This is a genomic window from Polaribacter litorisediminis (assembly GCF_019968605.1).
In the GTDB taxonomy this organism is placed as follows: Bacteria; Bacteroidota; Bacteroidia; order Flavobacteriales; family Flavobacteriaceae; genus Polaribacter; species Polaribacter litorisediminis.
Genome location: NZ_CP082966.1, coordinates 1,022,395 through 1,047,919, shown reverse-complemented (window position 1 = coordinate 1,047,919; position 25,525 = coordinate 1,022,395). Strand labels below are relative to the sequence as shown.

Sequence of the window (25,525 nt, the reverse complement as noted above, 5' to 3'; positions counted from 1 at the left end):
TTTATTTTATTCTTCTAGGACTTCATTTGCTAGTTCATTTAATTTACCAATAATTGGAAAGAAAAATAAGGTTTCACCCAAGGGATCTTCATCTACAGTATCTGATTTTAAATGTGCTAAACCCTGTAGTTGATAATCTAATAAATCTAAAGACTTAATTTTCTCAAAAACTTTTATCGAATTGTTTGAAACCCCAAAAATGTCTTTAAAATTTAATTCTACAGTTAACTTACTGAACAATTTATAGAAGTTCTCTACATTTTTGAGCACACCATCTAAATAACTATTAGTAAGGTCTTTGTATTTTATAGTATCGTTAGTAACTTTACTTATACTTTGTACGTTTAACTTATTATAGTTTCCTATATTAACTTCAACCAACTTTTTATGATCTAATTCTTCTAGTTCTTTATCTATATAAAAACCACCTTTACATGTAACTTCTTTAGGATTTTGATCCGATTTTATAGTAATATTAGAATTTTCTTCACCTAAGACATTGTTGAAAATTGCTTGAAATAATTTTTTTGTAGTAGCATATTTATTTGTGTCCTGATCTATAATTTGTAATGTTTTTGAACCTGTTCCACTAAAAATTATATTTCTAGGAGATTCAAACCCTTTCACTTTCATTAATTCTGCAATATGATATACTAGTGAGCCATAAAACAATAAGAAAACTAGTTTAAAGTCATCATTTTTAGAAAGTTTTTCTGAAAAATCGAGGTTATTTAACTTTTTATCTTGAACATTTTTATTGTTTTTTAAGGAGAAAAAGAAATTTACAATGTCTTGAGATGATTCGTTATCAGTATATAATTTTTCTAAAATCTTTAATTCAGAGTTTAATGAATTACTAGCAAGGATTTGCTTAAACTCATTATAATACTTTTGAACAAAACCATTGTTATTAATGTTCCCATTAAAAGCATCTCCAAAAATAGAGTTTCCAGCAAACCTGAATGAAGAAATTAACTTTGGGCTCCCATCTGCATAAATCATTATATCTGTTGTTCCTCCACCAATATCTACAGAAACTGAAGGTTTTGCCATTGCTTTGACACCTCCTTTAGCCTTATAATAATAGAAAGGAGCGATACTCTCAGGGAAATTTATTAAATTAGTAGGATTCGCATTTTCACCAAAAACAAGTTTGTAATTATTTGCCCATTTTTGACGTAATCTATTCAAGTGATTAGACGTCATACTTACTGGGTAGAACCACTTTATTTTTGTGTTTGATAAATTACCATTATTGATTAATACCTTGTTCTTACATAAAAGCAATAATTCCTCAATGTAATGAGATAACCTTGTATCGTTATTCGTTTCATTTTTTGCCCATTTTAAATCAGTAAAAGCTTTTAAATACCCTCTAATTGGAGTTTTCTCATAATCAAAACCTGCATTTACATGTGTAAAAATGGAAGTAGATTGTTGATAATCCACATCTTGATTTTGCACTAGACAAGTTCTAAAAGGAGCTTTTCTTAGTTGATTTTCCCCAAATGTTTTACCAATTACCTCTTGCATAAGGTGAGTTTCACCTTCTTCTATCATCCTAAAAAAGTCAGACCTTTTTGGAGTATCATCTGGCATTAAAAAAGCGATTTGTGCATCCTCTGTTGTAATATCAAATGCTTTTTCTTTTCCTTGTCCTTCAATTTTATATTCAATATGAGAGTTTGTTGTACCAAAATCAATAGTAAATTCATAATTATCACCACCAAAAGCACTATTTTGAGGCCAATTTGGAATAAGGTAATTATTTACATTCCCTACTTGAATTTTTATTAAATCAAATTGTTGATCAACTAATGTTTGTGTTGTTATTGTTGGGCTTTTTGATCTTTGCTTTTGTATTTTACTTAAATGTGAATTTTCTAAATTTGTATTTATTACCTCGACATCTAAATTAATTCCTTTTTCAGGCAATACATCAGCAAGACCTAAAGCGTAATTCATATTTACTTGATCAATATTTACAAAAGGAAAAATTGAAAAAGCAAAAGATTTTTCTACTATAGAACCCTTTGCAGGGTCGCTATGTTTTTTAGGGTAATAAATTTTAGAATATTGAATAAAACCTTTTTTGATGGGTATGTTTAATATTACTTCCAAACTATCACCTGCTCTTGCATGATACTCTAAAAAGTTACCCTCTACTAATTCTTCTACCTTAAAATAGTCAAAAAACCTATCTGTTAAAGGTAATAGATATTTGTTTTCCCCTAATGTAAAAAATCTAATTTTATCAATATCGTATGGTAATTTAACAATTGTATCTGTTAAGAAGTCATTCATAGTGAGATACGGATACAAATCTCCTTGTTCTGGAAGAGTTCTTTCATTCAATGGCCTTTTATCTGATGGAAGAACAATCGTTTCAGGATTCCAAGTATCAAATGTATATATATATTTATGAATTAATGGTTTTAATGGCAACACCAGTGGTTTTAAGCCTTCTTTAATTTTAACTGTTTTGATGACTAAATCACTATTGTTTTCAATAAGCTTAGGATCTAAAACATATTGTTTTAGTGCAAAACCTGAAATAACTTCAAGAGGATGACCTGCATTACCATTGAATGTTACATTTTTTAAAGAACTTAAATGTGTTCCAGTATTTAATGTCATTAACTCATTATAAAACTGTTGATCAATTAGTGCTATTTTTCTAAAAGTAGCTATTAAATACTTATTAAATTCAGGGAAAAAATTATTAAAATCTGGAGATTTCGACATTGCATATAAGTATTTTATATACTCTTTATCTCGCTTATATAGTGGGTGTAACCCATCGTCTAGCATAATGTCATTCCCAAATTTAATATCAATTGCTTTTGCATCAGGCGCCGCAAAAAACAAAGTTCTTGGTGAGGTACCCCCTATAATTTCATGATTATATTTAATAATGTAAAGTTTATCTAGCAACTCAAAATTATACTGAACACTGTCCTGCTTTAAAAAAAGATCTAAGGTTTTTCCTAAATGTCTTTGTTTTTCATTTCCGTTTAATAGTTTATCTAAACTTATTCTTTTATCCCAAGCTACTAAACTTAAGTTGTCTTTAAACTTATTATAATTGAATAGGATTTGTCCGATATCTAAGGCATCAGAAATTAATTTATGATTATCAGACGCCATTGCATTACCATGAATTTCAATACCATCTAGTTGACCTGAGCCACCAACAACATCAAAAGCAGTTCTTACTAAATCTATACGAGCAAAGGGGCTAGGTATTGAGGTTGGTAATTTCTTACCGTTACCACCATCTGTGTTTATACTGCTTATTAGTGCGTCATTAATTTCTGTAGACGAAAACCAATCGTTTGTTAATGCACCTTGATTATGTATTCTAAAAACTTTCTTACTCATGCTATTTAATTTAGAATTTTTATGATTTGGTTTCCTAATATTGTATCAAAGATTTTAATAAATCTTGCTTCTTGCTTCTCGTTATCCAATATGCCAGTTTTAATTAACTTATTAGCTTCTTCAATTAAGATTTTACCAGTTGCTTTATTTTTTGAGAAAATACCACCTTTATCAACTTCATTACCAATTATAAAATCAAATAAAGTATCGTGATCTTGATTATCATGAAAAGGCATAAAAGAAATGTCATTTTTTTTCATTTCATCAATCCATTCTTTAAAATAATTTAGGAAAGGAGTAAATTCAGATTTATAAAAATCGCTATTATAAAAATCTTTACTAATACCTTTATCACCATTATAATAACCAGTTGATTTTAATAAATTATCCATAGATATTTTAATAAAATTACTGAGTAAATAAAGTTTAGATAAAGGAACTCTTAAATTATCTTTTGCAACTTGCCCTAGACTATCAAATTTTAATTTACCTATACCATTTTCTATACCAAATTCTTTTATCTCGGTATCATTATTATTATTTGATAAAGGTATATTTTTTACAAAATCTATAATTGATAGCGCACCTGCCAATTCAACAAAATGAGCGTCATTTTTTTGATCTGCTTTGCCTTCAGCATATTTCATATTATTATTTGCATTATCACCAATATGATAAAAAGTATTAATAGCATTGCTCTTAAAAATTGCATGTTCATAATAACTCAACGCTGCTTTCGCTTTACCGAAAAATGTTGCCGAATCAATTTCTTTTTCATTATTATTGTTATCAGATACTTTAAAATAAGGTAAATAAGAAATTGCCCCAATATTTGCTTTACTAATTAAATCTGAATTGAGTCTGCCAGCATCATTAGTTCTTAAGTTTTTTAATAATAACGGAAATCCAGAAGCACCTGTACCTCCAAAAATTGAGCTTATTATAAAAATTGCATCCCCTTCATTAAAAGAATTAGAGAATTCATGGTATTCTTGAGAATCCACAATTTTATTTAAGACTACGCTTCCAATATTTGGGTTTCCTTTAAAACCAACTGTCATATCAGCTTTAATATTTGCTTTACTAAATAACAAATCTATCAATGATTTGTTTTCAGCATCTAAACCATTATAATCTATAGACTCGCCAAACTCTTGACCACTACCATCAATACTAAATTTAAAATTATTGCTGAGGTTTGGTACATTTTCATTTGTCAATTGATTTAAGGTCTTTATTTTTGTACCAAAAAGGGCATTATTTTCACCTGATTTATTGACTATATTTTGATACTTCATTAAAATATCAGCTGTTCTATTTAAATCACCATTCGCTGTGTCGGGGTCAATAATAATAGGAACAACAATATCAAAATTATTTTCCAATTTAATACCAGATGCTAAAAGCATCGTTAAGGCTTTTATGACTCTAGAACCAGTACCTCCGATTCCGAAAACGTATAATTTATTTATCATAATTTAAAATGGATTTTTATTGTTGTTTGTACTGAAGAGTCTAAATGGAAAAACTGATAGAATGAATGCAATAATTACACTATATAATAACGAAATCATACTCATTTGTATAATAAAATAATCACCATCTGGTAATAATCCAGTTGCTATATGCTGAATAATTTCAATATTATTGTACAATATAGTTGATGTACTGACATAAGAAAGAATCCCTATTCCTAGTATTGATAGCCACCACTTTAACTTCGAAGCACTTACAGGGTCCCAAAATTTGTAAAAAGTAGCAAGAGCTATTAAATTGACCACAACTATTGACCAACCAATTTTACTGTAATCTAAATTATTAAACACTGCATTTAACAATATTTGATATGTATCCCAATCAAAGAAAAACTCATACCCTGGTGCAATTATACTCATATTAATTTGCTTTTATTTTTACATTTATTTTAAAGAAGTCATCTCTTTTGCCTACTTTTTTGTATGCTTTTGAAACACCTGTCATTAACCGATCGAATGCGAAGGTGGTGGTTGTGTCGTTTTTAATATCGCAATCATTGTTCGTGCCTGTATCTCCTATCCACTCAGGAAAGTTAATATTAAGAATTAAAGTTAAATCACCGTAAAGTTTTTCTTTTGCTTTTACAACTATGATATGCGTATATTTAAATTCCCCTTTTTTATTTTGCGTATCAATCCATTTATAAGATTTAGTAGTTTTATCTAAATCACTTACTTTTTTTATTTCTTCGATGCTATATCCTGTATTATTTACTACTGAATAATTAGAGGTGTTTAATAAATAAGATTCTGGAATAGCTCTTTTAGAGAAATCAACTGCAACCCCGAATTGAAGATAACTATCTTTTAGAGGAACTCCTCTTTTAGAAAATTTTTCTGCATCACCAATTTCTTTTACTACCCAAGACTTACTAGTTTGCTTAAAACTGCCTTGTTTTTCCTCCCCTTGAGTTAAAACCGTGTAATTAATATTAACATCTTTGGTAATCATAAATCTTGCTTGCTCTTCTTGACCTTTTAAATCGTTAAGGATTACAATTTCGTTGAGTGCTTTTTTTATAACTTGATTATTTCCAAATAAGAAGATGTAATACGGTCTTGTTTGATTAATTTCAATTGATTTAGATCCTGGATTACAGGTTTCTGAATAGTAATTACCATTAAAATTTGATGCCATTTTTAGAACTACTGTTTCTATTGTATTTTCATTTAAAGCTTTTACAAATGTTTGTTCAATTTTAACCGAAACAATACTAGGTTTTTTTCCCTTTACAGAGTATATGCCGTCCGTAACCACAATACTTAAATTATTATTCTTCGCGTTTTCTATAGCGGTTTTAAAAATAAACTGATGATCAGAACTTCCAGTATTACCAACGGCAATCTTGTTCTTTTCAATTTTGTCTAAAAGATTCTCTGTTTTATGGGCTGCTGTATTTACAAAGAACGTATTTAAGTTTTCAATTTCAGAGTTCCCAATGATTCGAATCATTGTTTCCAAAAAATCATTTCCATTTAAATATCCGTTCATAGAACCTGAATTTTCAAAATAAAAATTCACTTCATTTATTTCCTTTTGTATTACTGCTGACTCAGCAGATATACTTGTTATTTTCTTAATATCTATCGGTCTGTCTGACTTACAACTTATCAACAAAAAGAAAACAACTAATAGATTGTAAAGTATTCTTTTACTCATATAGTGAAATTTTTAATAAATATGAAGTTTGTTGAGTAATTCAATTTACCCAAAAAACCTTCAAAAAAGAAATTATATTATATTTTTGAAATAGCAATTTTCATGATAATCTTCCAAATATAATAAGTTTATTGAATTATAGAATATTTATCATTATAAAATAATTGTTTAATTTTAAAAAAAAATAACATAAAGTAAAAATTATGAGATAGCTTTGATTAACTAAGTATTAAGTATCACAATAAATTCTATTTTTTTTTAATTTCCATCTACATATTTTCTGCAAAGATATATTTACCTTTTTATAAAATTTTACGGGTTTCCGTAAAATCATTTTTAAATGTCTGATAGAAATCAATAAATCCATTTTTTTTTTAATAACATCAATAAAATATTTATGAGCTGAGCCTAAAAGTTTTAGTTATTAAAAGAAATTCTTAACGGTAAATAAACTATTTCGCTTGTATGCAAATCAAAATAAGGAATTTGTCCCGTTAATTTTGGTGGTAAATTTTTAATTTTATGGTATCGTTTTAAACTAGCCGCTAGTTTTAAAACATCCCCTTTAGTTGCTGGTTTATTTTCTTCTGGAGTAAATAATGGTTCTACCACGAATGTTGTGGAATTATTAAATTAGCGAAAAAAAATGTTTTCAGAACAGTTCTTTGATATCGTATTAAATTTTGGGGATGAGTGGCGAGTAGATGATGTAAAAGTGAATTTTAAACTAGAAGAAGTTGATATATACGTGAGTTATATATTAGACCATGCAGACTGCCCAGAAAGCTTTGAAACCTGTAGTATTTATGACCACAGAAATTCTCGGCGTTGGCGTCACTTGGATACTTTGCAATTTAAGACCTATATCAACTGTAAAGTTCCAAGAGTAAAATCTGCTTTAGGAGTAAAGACTATTTCAGTTCCTTGGGCAGATAATTATGAGCGTCATACCTATTTATTTGAGCGGCTAACCATAGATTTACTCAAGGCAACTAAAAATCAAACGCAAACAGCTAAATTATTACGCTGTGGTTTTAATGTTGTAAATCGTATTATCCATAGTTCGGTAAAACGCGGCATGGAACGACGCCCCAAAGATGTTGCCTTTAAACATTTAAGCCTTGATGAAAAATCTTTTAGGAAAGGGCATCAGTACATAAGTGTTCTAAGTAGTCCGTTAGCAGGCTGTGTTATAGATGTTGTAGCAGGCAGAGATAAACAAGATGCTAAAGCCTTGTTAGAGAGAGTTATAACTCCTGAGAATCGAGATTTTGTAGAAACTGTATCGTTAGATATGTGGAAAGCCTATTTAAGCTCTGTAGAAGAAATATTGCCTAAAGCAGACATCGTGCATGACCGCTTCCATCTGATTAAATATCTTAATGATGCTATTGATAAAGTAAGAAGGCGAGAAGTGAAACACCACGAGGAATTAAAAAATAGCAGGTTCGTTTTACTTAAAAACAAAGAAAATTTAACAGATAATCAACAAATTATTTTTGAACACATTCAAGCCGCAAATTATCAAGTGAGCAAAGCTTGGCGAGTCAGAGAAGATTTTAAAGACATCTTTGCAAGCGCATCAATAGAAGACGCTTTTCCTTTATTTATAAAATGGGGAGCAAGTGTTTTAAATACTAATATTAAAGAAGTTATTAAAGTAGCTAAGATGTTTAACAACCATCTCAAAGGTGTCATTAATGCTTTAACACAACGCTATTCTAATGCAATGGCAGAAAGATTAAATGGGAAAATACAAGAAATAAAAACCGTAGGAAGAGGTTATAGAACCTTTGCTAATTTTAGAAGCGCCATACTCTTTTTTCATGGAGGTTTAGATCTTTACCCACAAATATAGTGGTAGAACCAGTATTGCTCTTCCATATTTTTTATGTATTAAGCGTTAATTGCACGTACAATTAACGCTTAATTGCAATAAAGTGCAACTTTTATTCGATTTTTATATCAAAAACGGTTTCTAACAAATACTTTTGAGATTCTTCATCTGTAATATACTGTTGCTTTTTCTTCTTTACTTTTTGTTTAGGTGGAGCAATTTCTTCTTGCAGTATTTCTGAAATATTTAAGTGAATCATAACGCATTCCCGCATAAAATCCTCTTCAGCTTGGGTTTTTCGAAAATTAGGAAAATCTTTATCAATACCTGATTTATGCAACCTATAAGCCGCATTTTGTAGCGTAAAATGACCTAAATACTTTTTATATCTTTCATCTTTACTTGAATGAACATCCAAGACTAATAAGTCTGCCAAATACTACATTGCAAATAAATGATCTTTGTAATTATTAATTAAAATTGAAAATTGTGCTGGATTTAAGACGGTTTCATATTCAGCCAAGTCAAATAAATTCTCCTTTAAAGCACGTTGCTTTTTGAATACTTCTTGTGATTCGTCTTTATCATCCATAAAAATAATATCCATTTTTTTCCTCGCCATAATTAAGACATCAAATGCCCAATCAATTTCATTGAGCACTTTTTCTTCCATAAAGACTTCAACATAACTTTTTGGTATATAAAACAAGAATGGATACGAAGCTCGGTCTCTTAATTCTTCAAAAATCGCATGTACTTTTCTAGGTTCCTTGTTCATGTTATTTGAATAATTTTGAGTAATCTTCAGGTAATTCAGCATCAATTTCTCTTAAATATTTCTCCAAAGCACTCATGGAACGATGCCCTGTGATTAACATTAAATTACTCTTTGCTTCAAATGGAGCTGAATCTTCTCTTAATTTTCTATATAATTTAGAAATAAAGGTATGCCTAAAACTATAAACTCCATAGTCTTCATTTAGCTTAAAATGTTCTTTTACAACACTTCTAAATCTTTTAGAAAAATGATCTCTTCTATTGGTTTCGTATGCCTCCCAATACTGGAGTGTCTACCTTTGCGATGGGTGTATCTTGGTATATTTCCTTTAAACTAGGCAATACTTCTTTATGGGAATGTGCTTGAGAAATATCAGAAAGTTGATGGGTAATTATGATTGTTATATTGAGTTCTTCTGCAAGGATTTTTAATTGCTTTGCAATGGTATCTAGTTCTTGTTTTCTAGAGTCTTTTGCATACTCTTGGTAAGTTACCAGTTCATACCCGTGGATCATGACCAATTTTATATCCTGAGCATTTTTGAGCTCTGTTATTTTCGAACTTATCACATTTAAAGAAAATTCTAACTCATCATTTATAAAAATGGCTGCTTTTTCAATTTTATTAATTGCTTGATTCAGGTTTATAGTAGTTTCTTCAGAATGGTCTTGTCTTTGAACCTCGATATAGGATATGCCTGCTTCTGTCGCTATCATTTTTTGTAAATAGGTTTCGGCTGTTTGCTCCAATGAAAATACAGCTACTGGATTTTGATGTCTGATGCTTGTATTGAGCACTAGACATTTGACAAAGGTTAAATTTCCCATACCTGGCCTTCCAGCCATTAGAATGAGTTGACCAGGTTGTAAACCCTTCGTGAATTTATCAAATTTAGGGAAGCTTGTTTTTATGTCTTCTCTATTGTTATTAGGCTCTTTTTCTAATGCTTTTAAAAGTGTGGTAGTGGTTTTCATACTTTAATTTTCATTTATAAAAATTTCATTTAATACCATCCAATTTGATTTTACCTGTGAAAAAATTCTATCATTATCATCGAGATTAATTGCCTTTAAATTCAAAACAACACTTCGTTCTCCTAATTTTATTTTTAACTTTTCATAGTGCTCTCCTTGACCAGATAGAAACATTTTAAGCTTCCCTAATCTATTTTTTATAACTATGTGATACGTGATGTAATCTGTATTAGCATCCTTACAAAAGGTAACTGAAAGTTGAGTATCTAAATCATAAAACTGGTGTACTAATTTGAATTTTTCACTTATTGATTCTTCATATAATGCAGATAGTTCCGTGAGCTCTTTTTCTAATTTTTTTAATATTGTGGCAGTGCTTTTCATAACAAATGGTATTTATAGCTAAACAAATAAATAGCTTTAATTAATTTCGCTAATTAAATCGTATAATTCCTTAAAAGTCTTATACCCTGACCGATGTGATAGATGATAGTAATCGATAATTATTCTATTATTTGATTTATAGACTTTATTAGACAACTTATTTACATCATTGTATAATATTTGGTAAAAACTAAAAGTACCTGCACAGTAAATCACATCAGGGTTTATTAGTTCAATTTGTTCAATAAGAAACTCTTTATCATTATTTGTATAAATTTCAATTTCTTTAGGATTAGAAGTTTTATTATAATCACATTGTTTTTTTATGTTAACATAAGCAGTATTAACATTTTTATTTTCTTTCAATATCATCAGTTTTTTTTCATCATACTCTTGATTATTTAAAACCTTAGTTATTATATACTCATAACCTCTCATATATCTCCAAAAGACATTGCTGTCGCCAATTGGTCCATACCCTTCAGGATGTGGAGCTATATTTACAAAGCCCGAATGAGATTCTTTTAACAAGTATAATATTTTGGGATTCTGCTTTTTATATTCAGAATAGTTTAAGATACCATCATTTGCAAAATTTTTATAAGAAGGTCTTGAAGCTCTCCATTTAGAATTTAAGTCTTGTAGTTTATTTGAAATGTCCATTATTGATGATTTTTTATTTGTTATCTTTTAAATTATTTCTCGTAAATATTTCTACCGCCTTTTTATGCTCATCAATTATTTCATTTTTAAGACTTTGAGGTTTTATGTCTAGCAATGAACTTCCGTAAGACATCAACTCCATTTTAAAGTCGAATGTTGGCACTACAAAAACACTGAAAACGACTTGTTCTGTATCTTCTTTTATGATTTGTTGTGAGTGATGTAAAGGCAAGCTCTTAATGTATTTTGCTTGAAAAGCAGTAAACGTAAGTTCTATATCAATTGGCTTTTGATTGTTTGGCGAAATGATTCCGAAGCTATTTGTAAATAACGACTCTACATCAATATTGTGAAACTTACAATCGGATGCCGTTATTTCTAGATTTTGAATTCTGTCTAAACCAAATATTCTAGGTTGCTCTTTTTGAATGTCTATTCCAACAGCATACCATCGTTGTTTGTATTCTTTTAAGAACCTCGGCTCAATGGTTCTATCCTCTTCTTGATCTTCCCAGTATTTCAGATACTGAAATTTGATTTGCTTTTTATCGTTTATAGCCTTTAGAATGGTCACTAAATGCTGTGTTCCTTTTGGTTGGCGTTGTTCGAAAATTAATTTATCTGATATTTTATCTTTTAATTGCAAGGCATGGTACATATCGACAGTCTCCAATAGTTTTTGTTGGGTTACCGATTGTAGATCCTCTATAATGGTGTACTTTTTTAAGGATCTATCGTACTTGATTTCTACTCCATATATTTCAGCAATGCTGAATAGATCTCTTTGCAGTGTTCTTTTTGATGCCAATAGGACCATCCCTTGAATTTCTGATTCCAAGGCTAAATAACTTTCAATTTCTTTAAAAGTAAAGTTTCCTCTTCTGAGTTTGTTGAGAATTAATTGTTGTCTTTTACTGATTACTGAGGTGTCCACTGTGCTATTTTTTAATTGTTCTTGCTCTAAATATTCTTTGATACGATTGGTGAATTTCTCCATAAACTTTTTCATACCACAAATAAATGGTCATTGCGCCAAATTATGGCGTTTCAAGATAATCAATAATTATTTTATATCTTTAAAGAGAAAATTGTTCAAAAATTTATCCTATTGTTAATGATCACAATTAAAATATGCTATCAAAATCAAGATATTTAAAAGGGCTAAAATGCACTAAAGCATTGTGGCTAAATAAGTTTAAAAGAGAGGAAGCTTATTATCCTGAAAGTAAACGTCAAGTTTTTGCAACAGGAAATACTGCTGGAGATTTAGCGCAACAGTATTTTCCTGGAGGAGAATTGGCTTTAGTAAATCATTATCCAAATTCTAAAGCTATTGCTAAAACAAAAAAATTACTTGAAAGTGGTTGTACAACCATTTATGAAGCCACTTTTGCTGCTAAAAACACCTTAGTTGCTTTGGATATTTTACATCAAATTGATGGAAAATGGCATGCTTTTGAAGTAAAAAGCACCAATTCTGTAAAACCTGAACACATTAGAGATGCTGCTATTCAGTATTATGTAATGACGAATTCAGGAATTGAAATTGAAGATATTTCTATCATGCATTTTGATAAAACCTATGTTAGATATGGAGCTCTGAATCCAAAGGAATTGTTTACTTATGAAAGTGTATTTTCTAGAATGCAAAATTATTTGTTAGAAATTCCTGAAAATATTGCTGCCTTTTTAGAAGTATATCAACAAGAAGAACCAACAGTTTTAATTGGGTCTCATTGTGATAAACCTTATGCCTGCGAATTTGCAAAGTACTGTCATACTTTAACAGAAAATAAATCGATTTTAGAAGAAATTGCAAATCAACCAAAATTAGGCACTGATATTATTTATAAAGATGAACATGGCATCCAACAGTTTTTAAAAGACAATCCTTTTCCTATTTATTCTTTTGATTTTGAGTCTGCACAATATGGAATTCCTGAATATGATAATTCTAGACCCTATCAACAAATTCCTTTTCAGTACAGTTTACATTATCAGAAAGATGCCCATTCTAAACCTGAACATTTTGAGATTTTAGGCAATGGCATTGATGACCCTAGAGAAGGTTTAATACTACAAATGAGTAAAGATTTAAACCATAAAGCAGACTGTGGAAAGATTTTGATGTATTCTAGTTTTGAGAAAACAATGCTTAATAATTTAATCAGAGATTTTCCAAAATATAAAGATGCTTTAGAAAGCATAAGAGCAAGATTGATAGATTTAGGAGTGGTTTTTCGTAGATATATAAAAACGGAAGCCACCCAAAATACCTGGTCTTTAAAAACTGTATTACCTACTTACCTACCTCATCTTTCTTATCAAGATTTGGAAATTCAGCAAGGAATGGCAACTGTCGAAGTTTATAAAGGTTTTTCTAGTTTATCTGAGATAGATAAAGAAGAGGCACATAAAAATATGCTAGCTTATTGTAAGTTGGATACTTTTGCTGTATTAGAATTGTATAATTTATTATATTAAAATAAAGAATTTCTTGAAACGAACTATCCTCGAGGCAGAGCCATAGAGGTACCTGCCTGCCGGCAAGGCAGGTTTCGCTCGTTTCATTTTGGCCTAAAAAAGTCAAAAACCAAAATTCTATTATTTAGATTCCCGTTTTCACGGGAATGACAATTTCAACGGAAACCCCGACGCAGCCCATAGAGGAATTATTTTCGATTAAAAGACAAAGTTTGTAAAAATTATACTCATTTTTTTTCAAACAAGAATAGCCAAATCTATGAGTAGAAAGGATTTGAGATTAAGAATAAAAACGTAGTTTTTGATAAAAAAGGAACGCTGTGGCTGAAAGCTTTTTTAAGACCCTTAAACACGAATGGCTGTACAGGTTCAAATTTACTTCTTACAATCAATTATATAAATCTATTGAAGACTATATTGATTGGTATAATACTGAAAGATTACACTCTTCTTTAGGGTATTGAACCCCTTTAGAAATGGAATTAAAATTAAAAGGAATTTTTAACAAAGCGACCTAAGAAAATTAGTCACAAAATTACTAGGAAGTCCAGTACGCCATATGCTTAGTTATTAGTAACGGCTTTTTACTTTTTTAGTGCTTTGGATATCCTATCTATTTTTGCTTGAGAATAATTATTATCGCCCGTTTCCAATGCTTTTCTATAGAACTCCAATGCTTTCAGGGAGTCTCTAGCAGCGAGGTAACAATCACCCCTTGAATCGTAGACATTATTACTATTTGGAAAATTGGCAATATTAAGATCTAACAAGGCAGCTGCCAAATCAAGATTTTTGACCCATATATAGTGGTTCCCAAGCCTATTAATGAACCACTCAGCAGGCTTTATTTCGTATCCCATTTTTTGCGATACATTTTCATAATGAGATTTCACCACTTCCAAAGCCTCATCGGTAGCGTATAAACCTGGACGACCTAGCTCAAACATCTCCTTGAATTGATACCAATCAAATAGAAATCGTAAGCCATCATATTCTGTAATGAGTGGAACGCTACCATGATTTTCTTGTGGGTAGTATTTCCATTCAAAATTTAATCCATTATCCTTTTTATCTAATGATTTTGAAAATTTCAATATGGATCGTATGTGTGCTGAAGTTCCTAAGGTATCGTCTTCAACTGTGGCATAGTCTTGCCCGCCACCCATCGTATTTGCCATACCTACAAAAAGTCCCTTATTAGTAAAATCTTTCACCGATAACAGGGAATCTACAGTTTCCAGATATGCCATATTATCCCACCAAAAACTTGGGTCAATGGCCAAATAATTGTCGAAAAGATGACTTCTGGTGGTGAGGGCATGTATCACGCTAAGTCCACCAAATGAATGTCCCACATACGTTCGTAAAGAGGTAGTTGGATAGGTTTTGTCAACATAAGGAATCAGCTCATGCTCGATAAAATCAAGAAAAGCACTACCTCCACCACTCTCATATTGAAGTTTATTACCGGTGCGATAATCAACATCCACTTTAGTGGGTATTAAATCGCGACTTCTATTTGTATTCGGAATAGCAATAACGATCATTTCCGGAAGAACAAATGTACCATTGGTACTCAATTGTTTAATCAAACCGGTTACAGAATGAAAATGTCCCGGACCATCTAGTACATATAAGACGGGATATTTTTTGCCTTCCTGATAGTTTTTTGGGATATGTACCCATATTTTTCTGGTTTCTCCAAGAATATCAGATTTGAGAGAATCAATGTGACCAATAGTGATTTGATTGTCATTACTTAATTCTGATTCGCTTTTGTTTGACTGATTACATCCAATAGCCATTAGGGCTATAATTAAGAGTGTAAAGGTGTTTTTCATATTAGGGTGGTTTGTTGTCACAAAAAATTATATGTCCTTTATGCTGTTATATGCATAGAGTAATCATTGTTATTATTTTAATCCTCACATATCTTTGTAAATATAGCAAAATCAATTTAATTTTTTCGCTGAATTTAAAACCTCAAAAAGTTTAGAATACCCAAAGCAGAACGAATTTGTAAGATTACAAATTAATAAAGAATTTCTTGAAACGAACTCTCCTCGAGGCAGAGCCATAGAGGCAGATTTCGCTCGTTTCATTTTGACCTAAAAAAGTCAAAAACCAAAATTCTATTATTTAGATTCCCGTTTTCACGGAAATGACAATTTCAACCGAAAACCCGACGCAGCCCATAGAGGAATTCTTTTCGATTCATTATGTACGGCTTTCGTTATGATTCAGGATTTAGTTCAAAATATTCTAAGAGTGATTTCGCAGATTTAATTTTACCGTTGAGCCTACTTCTGATTGAAATTCTGTACGAAGTGATAATTTCTACTTGTGTTTATTAGATATTGGTTTGTTTTTATTTGCTCCCATAAGGTCGTAGCGCAGTTTTCTAAAGAATTTTATCATTGATTATCGGTTGGTGTTAATGAAGTACAACACGGCGTTGTGCTTTCGTAATTTTACTCAAATTCAGAAAGTATTATTTTAGCATTGGTATTGTCTGAATTTAATTCTAAAGATTTTTTGTAAGCTTTTATGCCATTTACGGTATCACCCATTTTTAAAAGACATTCTCCATAACTATCATACACATTAAATTCATTTGGATATAATTCTATATTGAGTTTAAATAATTTTAGAGCATCCTTATTTTTGTCTTGTCGCAGAAGCTTATAGGCTAAACGATTAATCTCTTTATCTGAAATGAAATAATTGGGTTTGTCTTTATCCTCTTTTTTAATGATTTCGATAATAGCATCAATGTCTTTGCCTGCAGTTACTAATTCTGAGATTCTTTTTAGTTCGATAGTTTCTATGATGCCTGTGTTTTCTTCTGATGGTTTTGAGTCATCGGTTAGGATTAGCGAGTGTCCTAGCTCTTTATCAATTAATTTTTGAAGTTGGGACGCTTTAGAATATAAGTTAGTAATTGAGTTCTTCGAATATCGAATATTGACAATACTCCATTCTGAAATGATCTTCAATTGTTTATAGGTTTCGGTGGTTTGATTATTGGCAAAATGATACGCTAATTCTTTATTATCATTATCATAATTGGTTAACCAAAAATCAGCCATAGCGCTTACGTCATAAAAATTTGATCTAAATTCAACTCTGCTTTGTCTTAATTCATAGATATAACTTTCGATGATTTCATAGTAATTAATGATTTCATTTACCAAGGCTTGATTTGATAAATAGTAGATTTTACCAGTACTGATCATTTCATCATACGTAATACGATTCGGATTTACATCTCGAAATGCAATGCCTTCAAATCCATTTAGAGATAACGCGTCTTCCATACTGTGCTTTTCTTGCCAGATAAGATTTCTAAAATAAGTTAACTTGCGTAAGTCATTTTTATATTGATAATCAATTTCTTTGAACATCATTCTGTCTTTCTCGACTTCTTGAAATAGACTTATTAAGACCTGTTTCTCAACTTGTTCCTTTTTTCTGGACTCATTCCAATTATTTATCTGTAAGGCTATTAAAATTCCAATCACCACAAGTATAATTTCTCCAATAGCATATTTAAAATACTTGCCAGTTTTGTTTTGTTCCATAAGGCTTTTTCTGATGTGTCTAAAAAATTTAATCATTAGTTTGTAGGTTGTGTTAATCGAATAATCTCATTGATGTGATTTTCTATGGATTCGTTCTCTATGGAATAGATAATACCTCTTATATTAATCCTTCGGGTTATAATCATATTTTGAAATTTTATGGAATTTCTTGCGGCCTGGTTCATTGCTGTATCTTTTAATGTATAATCGAATACATCTCTGTAATAAGGCCAAAGGAAGTCATTCAAATAATCATTGTATTTGTTTTCATCTTCTTTATAGTCGAGAAACACATCTTTCCAGGAGACTAAATATTTCTGTAAATTTTCATCTTGAATTAATTGAAGCGCATTTGAATTGACTACAGATTCTATTGAGCTAGAATATGGATCATAGGTCATGTTTTTTATTTGTAAGTTGTATTTCTTATAAGCTTCCTGCTTTAGAGAATCATTATTTAAAGAAAACAAATCAACCAATTTATCCAAGTCGTTAAGCCCTCGATAGTGAATAACTTTCAGAGAATCAAAAAACACTTTATTATGGACAAAATCCCTATGAATATTGTCTAAAAGTTTACGTTCGCTAATACGGTCTTTGCGGTCTTGATTCCAGTTGCTTACTTGCAATGCTAAAAGTATTCCTATCATTACAAGAATAATTTCGCCAATGGCGTATTTAAAATACTTGCCTGCGGCAAAGGCAGGCTTTCCAGTTTTGCCTGCCTGTCCGGTAGGCAGGTTTTTCTCCATAAGGCTTTTTCTGATGTGTCTAAAAAATTTAATCATTAGTTTTTAGGTTCTGTTAATCGAATAATCTCATTGATATGATTTTCTATGGGTTCTTCTTCTATTGATTTAATAATCCCATGCATAAGAGCTCTCTTTGCCATGATGTGATTCCGAAATTTGATACTTGACAGGACTTTCATATTCATCTCTCTGTTTTTTCCTGCCCAATCTGAATTCTCTAAAATGTAGGTTCTCCATTGTTCATTTACAAACTTGAAGTATCTAGTCTCCCCTTCGAGATAATCAGCTAGAACATCTTTCCAAGATACCAGATATTTTTGCAATTCATCGTCTTGTATCAATTCAAGTGAATTGGAATTGATCACTGCATCTACGGTACTTGAATACGGATTGTAAGTATTGCCGATTATCAATTTATTATATTTATTATATTTCTCTATTGTTATCCCACCTTCTTTTAGTATCTGTACGATACTGTCTAACACAGCTAAATTTTTATAGTTATCCACTTTGACTAAATCGAAACTTGCCTTATTCTGGATAAAATCTCTATTTATATTGTTTAATATCTTGCGTTCGCTTATTCTGTCTTTGCGATCTTGATTCCAGTTGCTTACTTGCAAGGCTAGTAGGATGCCAATCATTACTAACACAATTTCGCCAATAGCATATTTTAGGTATTTACCTGTTTTGTTTTTTTCCATAAGGTCTTTTCTTATATGTCTAAAAAATTTAATCATCATCTATTTCCCGAGAAAGCGGAAATCTTTTTGGTTGGTTGTAATGTATGATAATACAGTTGTTCTTTCGTTATTTATTAATGTTTTCATTAATGAGTTCAATAATACGCTCTAAAGTTGCCGTGAGCTCCTTTTCTTCTGGTAATCCATCTTTTCGCTGAGAATAAAAAAGATGGTTCGTTGCCCATCTAAATTCTGGATGCTCATATATTGATTTTACATTATATCCCAGATTTTTTCCATCTTTAATAATCATGGCATTGGTCCAAGCTGATTTCATCAAGTCATCTCTTTGGGCTTCAATTTTTAGTGTATTTTCCATAGCATCTGTTGTTAATTCCTTTAGAGATGCCAGTAAATATTTTAGTTCCTTATTTGAAAGTTGATTGATTTGTCCTGAAGAGATTATGGAATTAAGTATACCATTTTTCGGATCATAAGTAAAATTCCAATTTAATTTTCTAACTGATGCATAAAACAGACTATTCGACATTTTATCAAAAGCTGCTCTGTCTTTAAAAAGCGCTCTCATTTCTATTGCGGCTTGAAAGGATTTTTCGTTTTCCGCCAGTACGAATTCCAAAGCTTTCAGATTTATTATCATTTCTTGTTTAAGGTCTTTGAGAATAGACTGCTCTGCTTTTTTTAGCTTTCGGTCTTCATTCCAACCATTAATAGAAACTGCTATAAGAATTCCGATAATCACCAAAAGAATTTCACCAATAGCATATTTTAAATACCTGCCTGCGGCAAAGACAGGCTTTCCGGTTTTATTTTCTGAAAGTAATTGCTTTCGAATGTGTCTAAAAAACTTAATCATGTTCGTTGCTTTTAATTATTACGCAAGCGCCTGCCTGCCAGTAGGCAGGGCTATCTCCGCCAAAGGTCTACCAGACCTTTGATTTTGCTTTGAAAAATTGTGTTGCGATAATACCATTATTGTGGTTTCGTTATTTTATTATTTCATTTTCAATTAATTCTAGGATTTCCTTAAGGGTTTTCATAAGATCGTTCTCCTCGGCCAATCCTTCTATTCTACTACTCTTCGCGAGCACTAACCACCAATTAAATTCTGAACTATTTAAAATTTTTATTGTATTAAATTTAAACCTTTCATCTGTTTGACGCTGATATAACTGACCTAGTAATGGCCAATAGAATTGCGATCTCTGTTCACTAAAATCATTAGCCGATTCATTGGTGTCAATAATAATATCGTTTAAAGAAGAAAACTTATATCGTAATTCTCTATTGGAAATGTAATCTAATTTACCTGAATTGATAATTGAGTTGAGAATACCTGTTCTGGGATCATAGGTCATATTAAAATCGTGTGTTTTAAATAATGTATCCAATTCAAGAGGACTATTAAATTGTTTTAAGTTAGTGATTATCGAATCGAAGGTTATTATTGCATTTAGAGATGCTCTGTGAGATTTTATTATCGTATCAAGAGCAATGATGTTTGATTGTATTTCTGTTTTTAAATCGCGCAATAATAGCTGTTCAGTATTGCTAATTTTTCTGTTCTCATTCCAATTATTAACTTGTAAAGCCAATAATATACCTATCATTACTAACACAATTTCTCCGATTGCATATTTAAAATACCTGCCTGCGGCAAAGGCAGGCTTTCCAGTTTTATTTTTTTCCATAAGGTCTTTTCTTATATGTCTAAAAAATTTAATCATTGGTTATACGTCTTTTTTATGTTTCCGAAAGCGCCTGCCTGTATTCTATGATTAAACCAGCCAAGAAATGTTAAAGTTATCAACAATTTTAAGCAGCATATTTCATGGTGTCTATATAAGGCTCTTTTCTATTAACAACCGCGAATATTCTTGATACTAATTTGTTTCTTATTATATTTATTGTACTCATTTTATTCTTTCCTTCTGCTACTCTTTTTTCATAGTAAATTCTCATTTCAGCATTATGTTGGATACTTGTTTTTGCACACAAATCAAGAAGACTTTTTATTTTTTTATTTGCCAGATTACTCACTTTAGTTTTACCTCTTATACTAGTTCCAGATTGATTTTGAAATGGAGCAATACCAGAATAAGATGCAAATTTTCGATGGTTTTTGAACTTAGTAAAGTTAGCTGTGTATGCTATCATAAACAGAGCTGTCTGAGATCCGATACCTTTAATGGATGTTATTAGCTTATAATTATTTAGCATGCTTTGGTTACTCTTTAAAACATCCATCATTTCATGTTCTACTTCTTGAATTTGTTTAGTCAAGTAGCTAATCATTTTCTGCTGAGTGGATAGGAGTGTTTTATTATCTTTTTTAACAAGCACACGCTTTTGTTCTTTAAGCGAAGCTTTAAAACCAGCTCTTTGCTTTACTAACCTCTGGCGGAGAGAAAGAAGGTGCTTAAGGCTTTGTTCTTCCTTACACGAAAGCTTTGTAGGTGTAATCTCATCTCTCATTCGATAAGCATATTTTGCTATCTTTTTTGCATCTGCTTTATCGCTTTTACCTCTTGTCATTCCCATTGATTGTTTAATTTCAAGACCTGGAACTAGAAAAAAAGGAATGTGTTTTGATGCTAAATAAACGGATAAACCATCAGAGTAAAGTCCAGTGTGTTCAAACACAAAAATGATGTTCTCTTTTGGTAACTCAGAATTCTTGTAAGTCCAATCAACCAATTTTTTGTAGCCTTTTTTGTCATTTTGAAATTCACTTTCAATTTGACTGGAATGGATTCTTGCATCGAAAGTTAATTTGCTCATGTCGATGCCAACTGTGTCTTTAATATTCATAATTTTATAAAGTTTAAAATGGTTACCTTGACTAACACCTTTATAAGGTAAATTCTAGTATTCTATTTGGTCCTTGTAACCTGGTTAATAAAGAACGAGGACTAATACAGGCAATAGGTCATTAATCTAGCCGACAGAAAAGTTCACCCCGTTCTTTTTTATGTATTTAGTTATCAACAAAATTAGAGTTATTAACAAAGAAAAAAAGAAGCAAAAAAAGAAAGATCAATTCAATTATGATTTTTTTTAAGTTAATATTTTTGTTTTACAAATCTAAAGGCCGGTAGGCAGGGCTATCCTCAACAAAGGTCTACAAGCCCTTTGATTTTGCTTTGCAAAATTCTGTTACGATACTCTAAAGAATTTTATCATTGTTGCGATTTCGTTATTTTTTTAATTCTTGTTCGATTAACTTTAGTATTTCTAAATTATTTATTCTAATTTTTTTTAGTTCTTTTATATAATTGAATGAGTAATAAAACATTTGTTGGGTATAATTTTCAAATAGTGGATCCTTAAATAAACCAACGAAATTAGATGAGTGCTTACTCCCTTTATCATCGGGTAATTTTTTACCTAAATCTCTTGCTTGGGTATAGCTATGTATCAATCGATAATATGGGTCTGAACCGTAACTTACAAGAAGTTCAATCTCTTCATAAGAATCAATAACCAAGTCCTCCCAAGTAAATAATAATTTAGTTAAACGCTCACCTTTAACTAAATGAATATCTCCTGAGGACATAGCAGAACGCAAGGCCCCATTAAATGGATTAAAACTATCTGAATACCCACCATGTCCCAAGTTTTCTTTTAACACTGTATTATCTGTGATATAATTTATAGAATCGATCAAATCTCTTGTTTTCCGAAATTTCCAAAAGCTTTTTTCTTGGTTTTCTAATTTTCCGTCTAATTGTAAAAGATTCTCTTCAAAATCTAACTTTAAGGCTACTAATACTTTCTGTTTTTGTTTGGTGTTTACGATATCATTTCTCCATTCATTTAATTGAATAGCAATTAAAATTCCAATAACAACCAATATAATTTCTCCAATAGCATATTTAAAATATTTTCCCGTTTTGTTTTCCATTAGTAGGTTTTGACGAATTTTTCTAAAGAATTTTATCATTGTTTCTATTTTTGATCTGTTTAAGTCCGCAAGTGCCTGCCTGACGTTAGGCAGGGCTATCTCCGCCAAAGGTCTGCCAGATATTTGATTTTGCCTTGCAAAAGATTGTGTTGCGATACTCTAAAGAATTTTATCATTGGTTTTTTTTCTTGAAAGTTCGATGATACGATCGATGGTCACCTTGATTTGTAATAGCTCGTAATTGTTTTTTGAATCTATGCCTAATATGGTCCTTAAAATATCCGCTCTCCTCAAGAATAGATTCTCGAAGTTGAAGGTAGTAAGGTAGTTTTTATCAAATCTATCATCCATCAGTCCACTACTCCGCCAAGCAATATTAGATGCTAGCTCCGGAAAAAGATCATCATAGAGAAGTTGTACTGCAATGTCCTCTTCTTCTTTATAGTCGGCTAACACATCCTCCCATGATACCAGGAGTACTCTTAATTCAGGATTGGAAATCAGCTCGAAAGTGGAAGAGTTGACCAAAGACTTAATTACGCCTTGGGATGGATTAAATGTACTCCAATTCCCCCAATATTGGAAACTTTTACTCAATGTGTCTAGATTGACTGTTTTTATATTTATAGGGAATCTCGAAATCATTTTTTGCGTACTAGCTAAAGATCGCTCATGTACAAAAACGACACTATCTAATTGGTTTCTATTTTCTAGGAACTCCTGATGAAGCGCCTCTAACAGTAATTGCTCTTTGTCTGCTTCCTTGCGCTCCTGATTCCAGTTGCTTACTTGCAAGGCTAGTAGGATCCCAATCATGACTAACACAATTTCTCCAATAGCATATTTAAAATATTTTCCTGTTTTGTTTTCCATTAGTAGGTTTTGACGAATTTTTCTAAAGAATTTTATCATTGGTTATACGTCTTTTTTATATTTCCGCAAGCGCCTGCCGGTAGGCAGGGCTATCTTCAACAAAGGTCTACAAGCCCTTTGATTTTGCTTTGCAAAATTCTGTTACGATACTCTAAAGAATTTTATCATTGGTTTTTTTTCTTGAAAGTTCGATGATACGATCGATGGTCACCTTGATTTGTAATAGCTCGTAATTGTTTTTTGAATCTATACCTAATATGGTCCTTAAAATATCCGCTCTCCTCAAGAATAGATTCTCGAAGTTGAAGGTAGTAAGGTAGTTTTTATCAAATCTATCATCCATCAGTCCACTACTCCGCCAAGCAATATTAGATGCTAGCTCTGGAAAAAGATCATCATAGAGAAGTTGTACTGCAATGTCCTCTTCTTCTTTATAGTCGGCTAACACATCCTCCCATGATACTAGGAGTACTCTTAATTCAGGATTGGAAATCAGCTCGAAAGTGGAAGAGTTGACCAAAGACTTGATTACGCCTTGTGATGGATTAAATGTACTCCAATTCCCCCAATATTGGAAACTTTTACTCAATGTGTCTAGATTGACTGTTTTTATATTTATAGGGAATCTCGAAATCATTTTTTGCGTACTAGCTAAAGATCGCTCATGTACAAAAACGACACTATCTAATTGGTTTCTATTTTCTAGGAACTCCTGATGAAGCGCCTCTAACAGTAATTGCTCTTTGTCTGCTTCCTTGCGCTCCTGATTCCAGTTGCTTACTTGCAAGGCTAGTAGGATCCCAATCATGACTAACACAATTTCTCCAATAGCATATTTAAAATATTTTCCTGTTTTGTTTTCCATTAGTAGGTTTTGACGAATTTTTCTAAAGAATTTTATCATTTTATAGAGTATGTGGCAATATCCGTAAGTAGGAATTGATTGAGGAATTAATCATATAGGTTACTGTACTTTCGTTAGTTTTCAACTTTTTCAAATTCTACTGGATCTCTGTCCATCCATTGGGTTAAAACTTTGTTTGTAGCATTATCATCACTAATAAACTCTAGGGTTTGATTCCAGCTAATAGCGTAGAAAAGAGAATTCTTCAATTGTACAAGTTCCGATTTTGCTCCGCCCCATCCAGTAACATATAGAGATTCATTAGCATAACTAATTTTTATGGGTTCAACAGCTTTATTCGTGTAGTTGCCAATGTATTTGCTGTATACTTCTTTTTCGGGTGTGAGTTCATTAAAATTAAACTGATACAAAACCTTATTCAAAGATTTGAGAAGCTTCTTATGGTATGTGGCTCTACTGGTTTCCCATTTCGTTTTTTGAATCAAAAAAGCTAAAAAGGCTTCATTTTCATAAAGATTCTTAACTGCTATTTCTTTTTCTTGTAAACTGTATTTTTTTTTAAGAGCAATAGATTTCCTCACAACATCATCACTCAAAGGGGAATAAAAGTCTTTTGAAGCGGCCATCATTAAATTTAAAAGATTATCAGACTTCGTTTCATCTTCAAAACCAGCTTGGTATTGCGAAGAGAAGTTTGCCAAAGCTTTGAGCAATTCTTTATTTTTAATGATCGAAGTTTTTCCTGAACCTATAATGGCGTTGTAACTTCCCGTAATAGCTATCGCTGGATGGTGTGAAAACGCACCTCTGAGAATATATTTTCTAATAAGATCTGGATGAATTGAATAATCTTGAGCTTCTATAGCATCTATTAAATCTCGAGAACCCAATATAGATCGTTCCTGATTTTTTATAGTTTCAAGAAAATTTAAACGTGTGGCTAAAAAGTCCTCTTTAATGTCTGAAAGAATTATAGTTTCTTGGTCCTTCTCTTTTCTTAGTTCATTACTATTGTTAATCTGTAAAGCGATTATGATACCAATGACCACCAGAATAATCTCACCAATGGCGTATTTTAAATACCTACCTGCGGCAAAGATAGGCTTTCCTGTTTTGCCTGCCTGTCCGGTAGGCAGGTTTTTCTCCATAA

The 25,525-nt window shown here is 31.2% G+C and carries 24 protein-coding genes and 1 pseudogene; 3 read left to right on the top strand and 22 right to left on the bottom strand.

The window, feature by feature from the left end; all coding sequences use genetic code 11:
* Window positions 1–6: 6 nt before the first annotated feature.
* The 5 genes from K8354_RS04610 to K8354_RS04590 form a co-directional block, all read right to left on the bottom strand.
* Window positions 7–3,381, bottom strand: coding sequence for a hypothetical protein (locus tag K8354_RS04610; RefSeq protein ID WP_223445758.1), 3,375 nt, complete (start codon window positions 3,379–3,381; stop codon window positions 7–9).
* 5 nt (window positions 3,382–3,386) lie between these two features.
* Window positions 3,387–4,856, bottom strand: a complete 1,470-nt coding sequence (locus K8354_RS04605) for a hypothetical protein (protein WP_223445756.1) — start codon at window positions 4,854–4,856, stop codon at window positions 3,387–3,389.
* 3 nt (window positions 4,857–4,859) lie between these two features.
* Window positions 4,860–5,276 carry a hypothetical protein gene (locus K8354_RS04600; protein ID WP_223445754.1) on the bottom strand — a complete coding sequence of 139 codons (417 nt, stop codon included), beginning with the start codon at window positions 5,274–5,276 and terminating at the stop codon, window positions 4,860–4,862.
* A 1-nt stretch (window position 5,277) separates the two neighbouring features.
* Window positions 5,278–6,576, bottom strand: coding sequence for a hypothetical protein (locus K8354_RS04595; protein WP_223445752.1), 1,299 nt, complete (start codon window positions 6,574–6,576; stop codon window positions 5,278–5,280).
* A 417-nt stretch (window positions 6,577–6,993) separates the two neighbouring features.
* Entirely contained in the window at window positions 6,994–7,188 is a 195-nt protein-coding gene (locus tag K8354_RS04590; protein ID WP_223445750.1) for a hypothetical protein, read from the bottom strand.
* Window positions 7,189–7,222: 34 nt separating this feature from the next.
* Between K8354_RS04590 and K8354_RS04585 the strand changes: the two genes are divergently transcribed.
* Window positions 7,223–8,434, top strand: coding sequence for an ISL3 family transposase (locus tag K8354_RS04585; protein WP_223445747.1), 1,212 nt, complete (start codon window positions 7,223–7,225; stop codon window positions 8,432–8,434).
* A gap of 91 nt (window positions 8,435–8,525) precedes the next feature.
* Here K8354_RS04585 and K8354_RS04580 read toward each other — a convergent pair whose 3' ends face one another.
* The 6 genes from K8354_RS04580 to K8354_RS04555 form a co-directional block, all read right to left on the bottom strand.
* Window positions 8,526–8,849 (bottom strand): hypothetical protein, encoded by a 324-nt coding sequence (locus tag K8354_RS04580; protein ID WP_223445745.1) that lies wholly within the window; start codon window positions 8,847–8,849, stop codon window positions 8,526–8,528.
* Window positions 8,850–8,852: 3 nt separating this feature from the next.
* A complete protein-coding gene (locus K8354_RS04575) occupies window positions 8,853–9,191 on the bottom strand; it encodes a hypothetical protein (protein ID WP_223445743.1) in 339 nt (112 codons plus the stop codon).
* 257 nt (window positions 9,192–9,448) lie between these two features.
* Entirely contained in the window at window positions 9,449–10,165 is a 717-nt protein-coding gene (locus K8354_RS04570) for a DnaB-like helicase C-terminal domain-containing protein (protein WP_223445741.1), read from the bottom strand.
* A 3-nt stretch (window positions 10,166–10,168) separates the two neighbouring features.
* Window positions 10,169–10,549 (bottom strand): hypothetical protein, encoded by a 381-nt coding sequence (locus K8354_RS04565; protein WP_223445738.1) that lies wholly within the window; start codon window positions 10,547–10,549, stop codon window positions 10,169–10,171.
* A 36-nt stretch (window positions 10,550–10,585) separates the two neighbouring features.
* Complete coding sequence (locus K8354_RS04560) at window positions 10,586–11,212, bottom strand: uracil-DNA glycosylase family protein (protein ID WP_223445736.1); 627 nt, start codon at window positions 11,210–11,212, stop codon at window positions 10,586–10,588.
* A 13-nt stretch (window positions 11,213–11,225) separates the two neighbouring features.
* A complete protein-coding gene (locus tag K8354_RS04555) occupies window positions 11,226–12,209 on the bottom strand; it encodes a helix-turn-helix transcriptional regulator (protein ID WP_223445734.1) in 984 nt (327 codons plus the stop codon).
* Between the two features lie 134 nt (window positions 12,210–12,343).
* Here K8354_RS04555 and K8354_RS04550 point away from each other — a divergent pair, with 134 nt between their 5' ends.
* Together K8354_RS04550 and K8354_RS04545 are read left to right on the top strand one after the other, a co-directional pair.
* A complete protein-coding gene (locus K8354_RS04550; protein WP_223445731.1) occupies window positions 12,344–13,696 on the top strand; it encodes a DUF2779 domain-containing protein in 1,353 nt (450 codons plus the stop codon).
* A gap of 314 nt (window positions 13,697–14,010) precedes the next feature.
* Window positions 14,011–14,160, top strand: a pseudogene (locus K8354_RS04545) (integrase core domain-containing protein); the annotation flags it as partial.
* Window positions 14,161–14,280: 120 nt separating this feature from the next.
* On the opposite strand, the gene K8354_RS04540 reads toward K8354_RS04545, so the two are convergent.
* The 11 genes from K8354_RS04540 to K8354_RS04490 all read right to left on the bottom strand — a co-directional run bounded on the left by K8354_RS04540 (window position 14,281) and on the right by K8354_RS04490 (window position 25,523).
* A complete protein-coding gene (locus K8354_RS04540; RefSeq protein ID WP_223445729.1) occupies window positions 14,281–15,537 on the bottom strand; it encodes an alpha/beta hydrolase in 1,257 nt (418 codons plus the stop codon).
* 630 nt (window positions 15,538–16,167) lie between these two features.
* Window positions 16,168–17,277, bottom strand: a complete 1,110-nt coding sequence (locus K8354_RS04535; protein ID WP_223445726.1) for a DUF6090 family protein — start codon at window positions 17,275–17,277, stop codon at window positions 16,168–16,170.
* Window positions 17,278–17,312: 35 nt separating this feature from the next.
* Complete coding sequence (locus K8354_RS04530) at window positions 17,313–18,029, bottom strand: DUF6090 family protein (protein WP_223445725.1); 717 nt, start codon at window positions 18,027–18,029, stop codon at window positions 17,313–17,315.
* 35 nt (window positions 18,030–18,064) lie between these two features.
* Window positions 18,065–18,733, bottom strand: coding sequence for a DUF6090 family protein (locus K8354_RS04525; RefSeq protein WP_223445724.1), 669 nt, complete (start codon window positions 18,731–18,733; stop codon window positions 18,065–18,067).
* 106 nt (window positions 18,734–18,839) lie between these two features.
* Window positions 18,840–19,589: a DUF6090 family protein gene (locus K8354_RS04520; RefSeq protein ID WP_223445722.1), complete on the bottom strand. Its 750-nt coding sequence runs from the start codon at window positions 19,587–19,589 to the stop codon at window positions 18,840–18,842.
* A gap of 130 nt (window positions 19,590–19,719) precedes the next feature.
* On the bottom strand, window positions 19,720–20,424 hold the full coding sequence (locus K8354_RS04515; protein WP_223445720.1) for a DUF6090 family protein: 705 nt from the start codon (window positions 20,422–20,424) through the stop codon (window positions 19,720–19,722).
* 124 nt (window positions 20,425–20,548) lie between these two features.
* The gene (locus K8354_RS04510; protein WP_223439360.1) at window positions 20,549–21,544 is read right to left on the bottom strand and encodes an IS110 family RNA-guided transposase; all 996 of its coding nucleotides are present in this window, start codon (window positions 21,542–21,544) and stop codon (window positions 20,549–20,551) included.
* Window positions 21,545–21,929: 385 nt separating this feature from the next.
* On the bottom strand, window positions 21,930–22,637 hold the full coding sequence (locus tag K8354_RS04505) for a DUF6090 family protein (RefSeq protein WP_223445718.1): 708 nt from the start codon (window positions 22,635–22,637) through the stop codon (window positions 21,930–21,932).
* A 159-nt stretch (window positions 22,638–22,796) separates the two neighbouring features.
* Window positions 22,797–23,510, bottom strand: coding sequence for a DUF6090 family protein (locus K8354_RS04500; RefSeq protein ID WP_223445715.1), 714 nt, complete (start codon window positions 23,508–23,510; stop codon window positions 22,797–22,799).
* Between the two features lie 151 nt (window positions 23,511–23,661).
* Window positions 23,662–24,375, bottom strand: a complete 714-nt coding sequence (locus tag K8354_RS04495) for a DUF6090 family protein (protein WP_223445715.1) — start codon at window positions 24,373–24,375, stop codon at window positions 23,662–23,664.
* 113 nt (window positions 24,376–24,488) lie between these two features.
* Window positions 24,489–25,523 carry a DUF6090 family protein gene (locus K8354_RS04490; protein WP_223445713.1) on the bottom strand — a complete coding sequence of 345 codons (1,035 nt, stop codon included), beginning with the start codon at window positions 25,521–25,523 and terminating at the stop codon, window positions 24,489–24,491.
* Window positions 25,524–25,525: the final 2 nt, after the last annotated feature.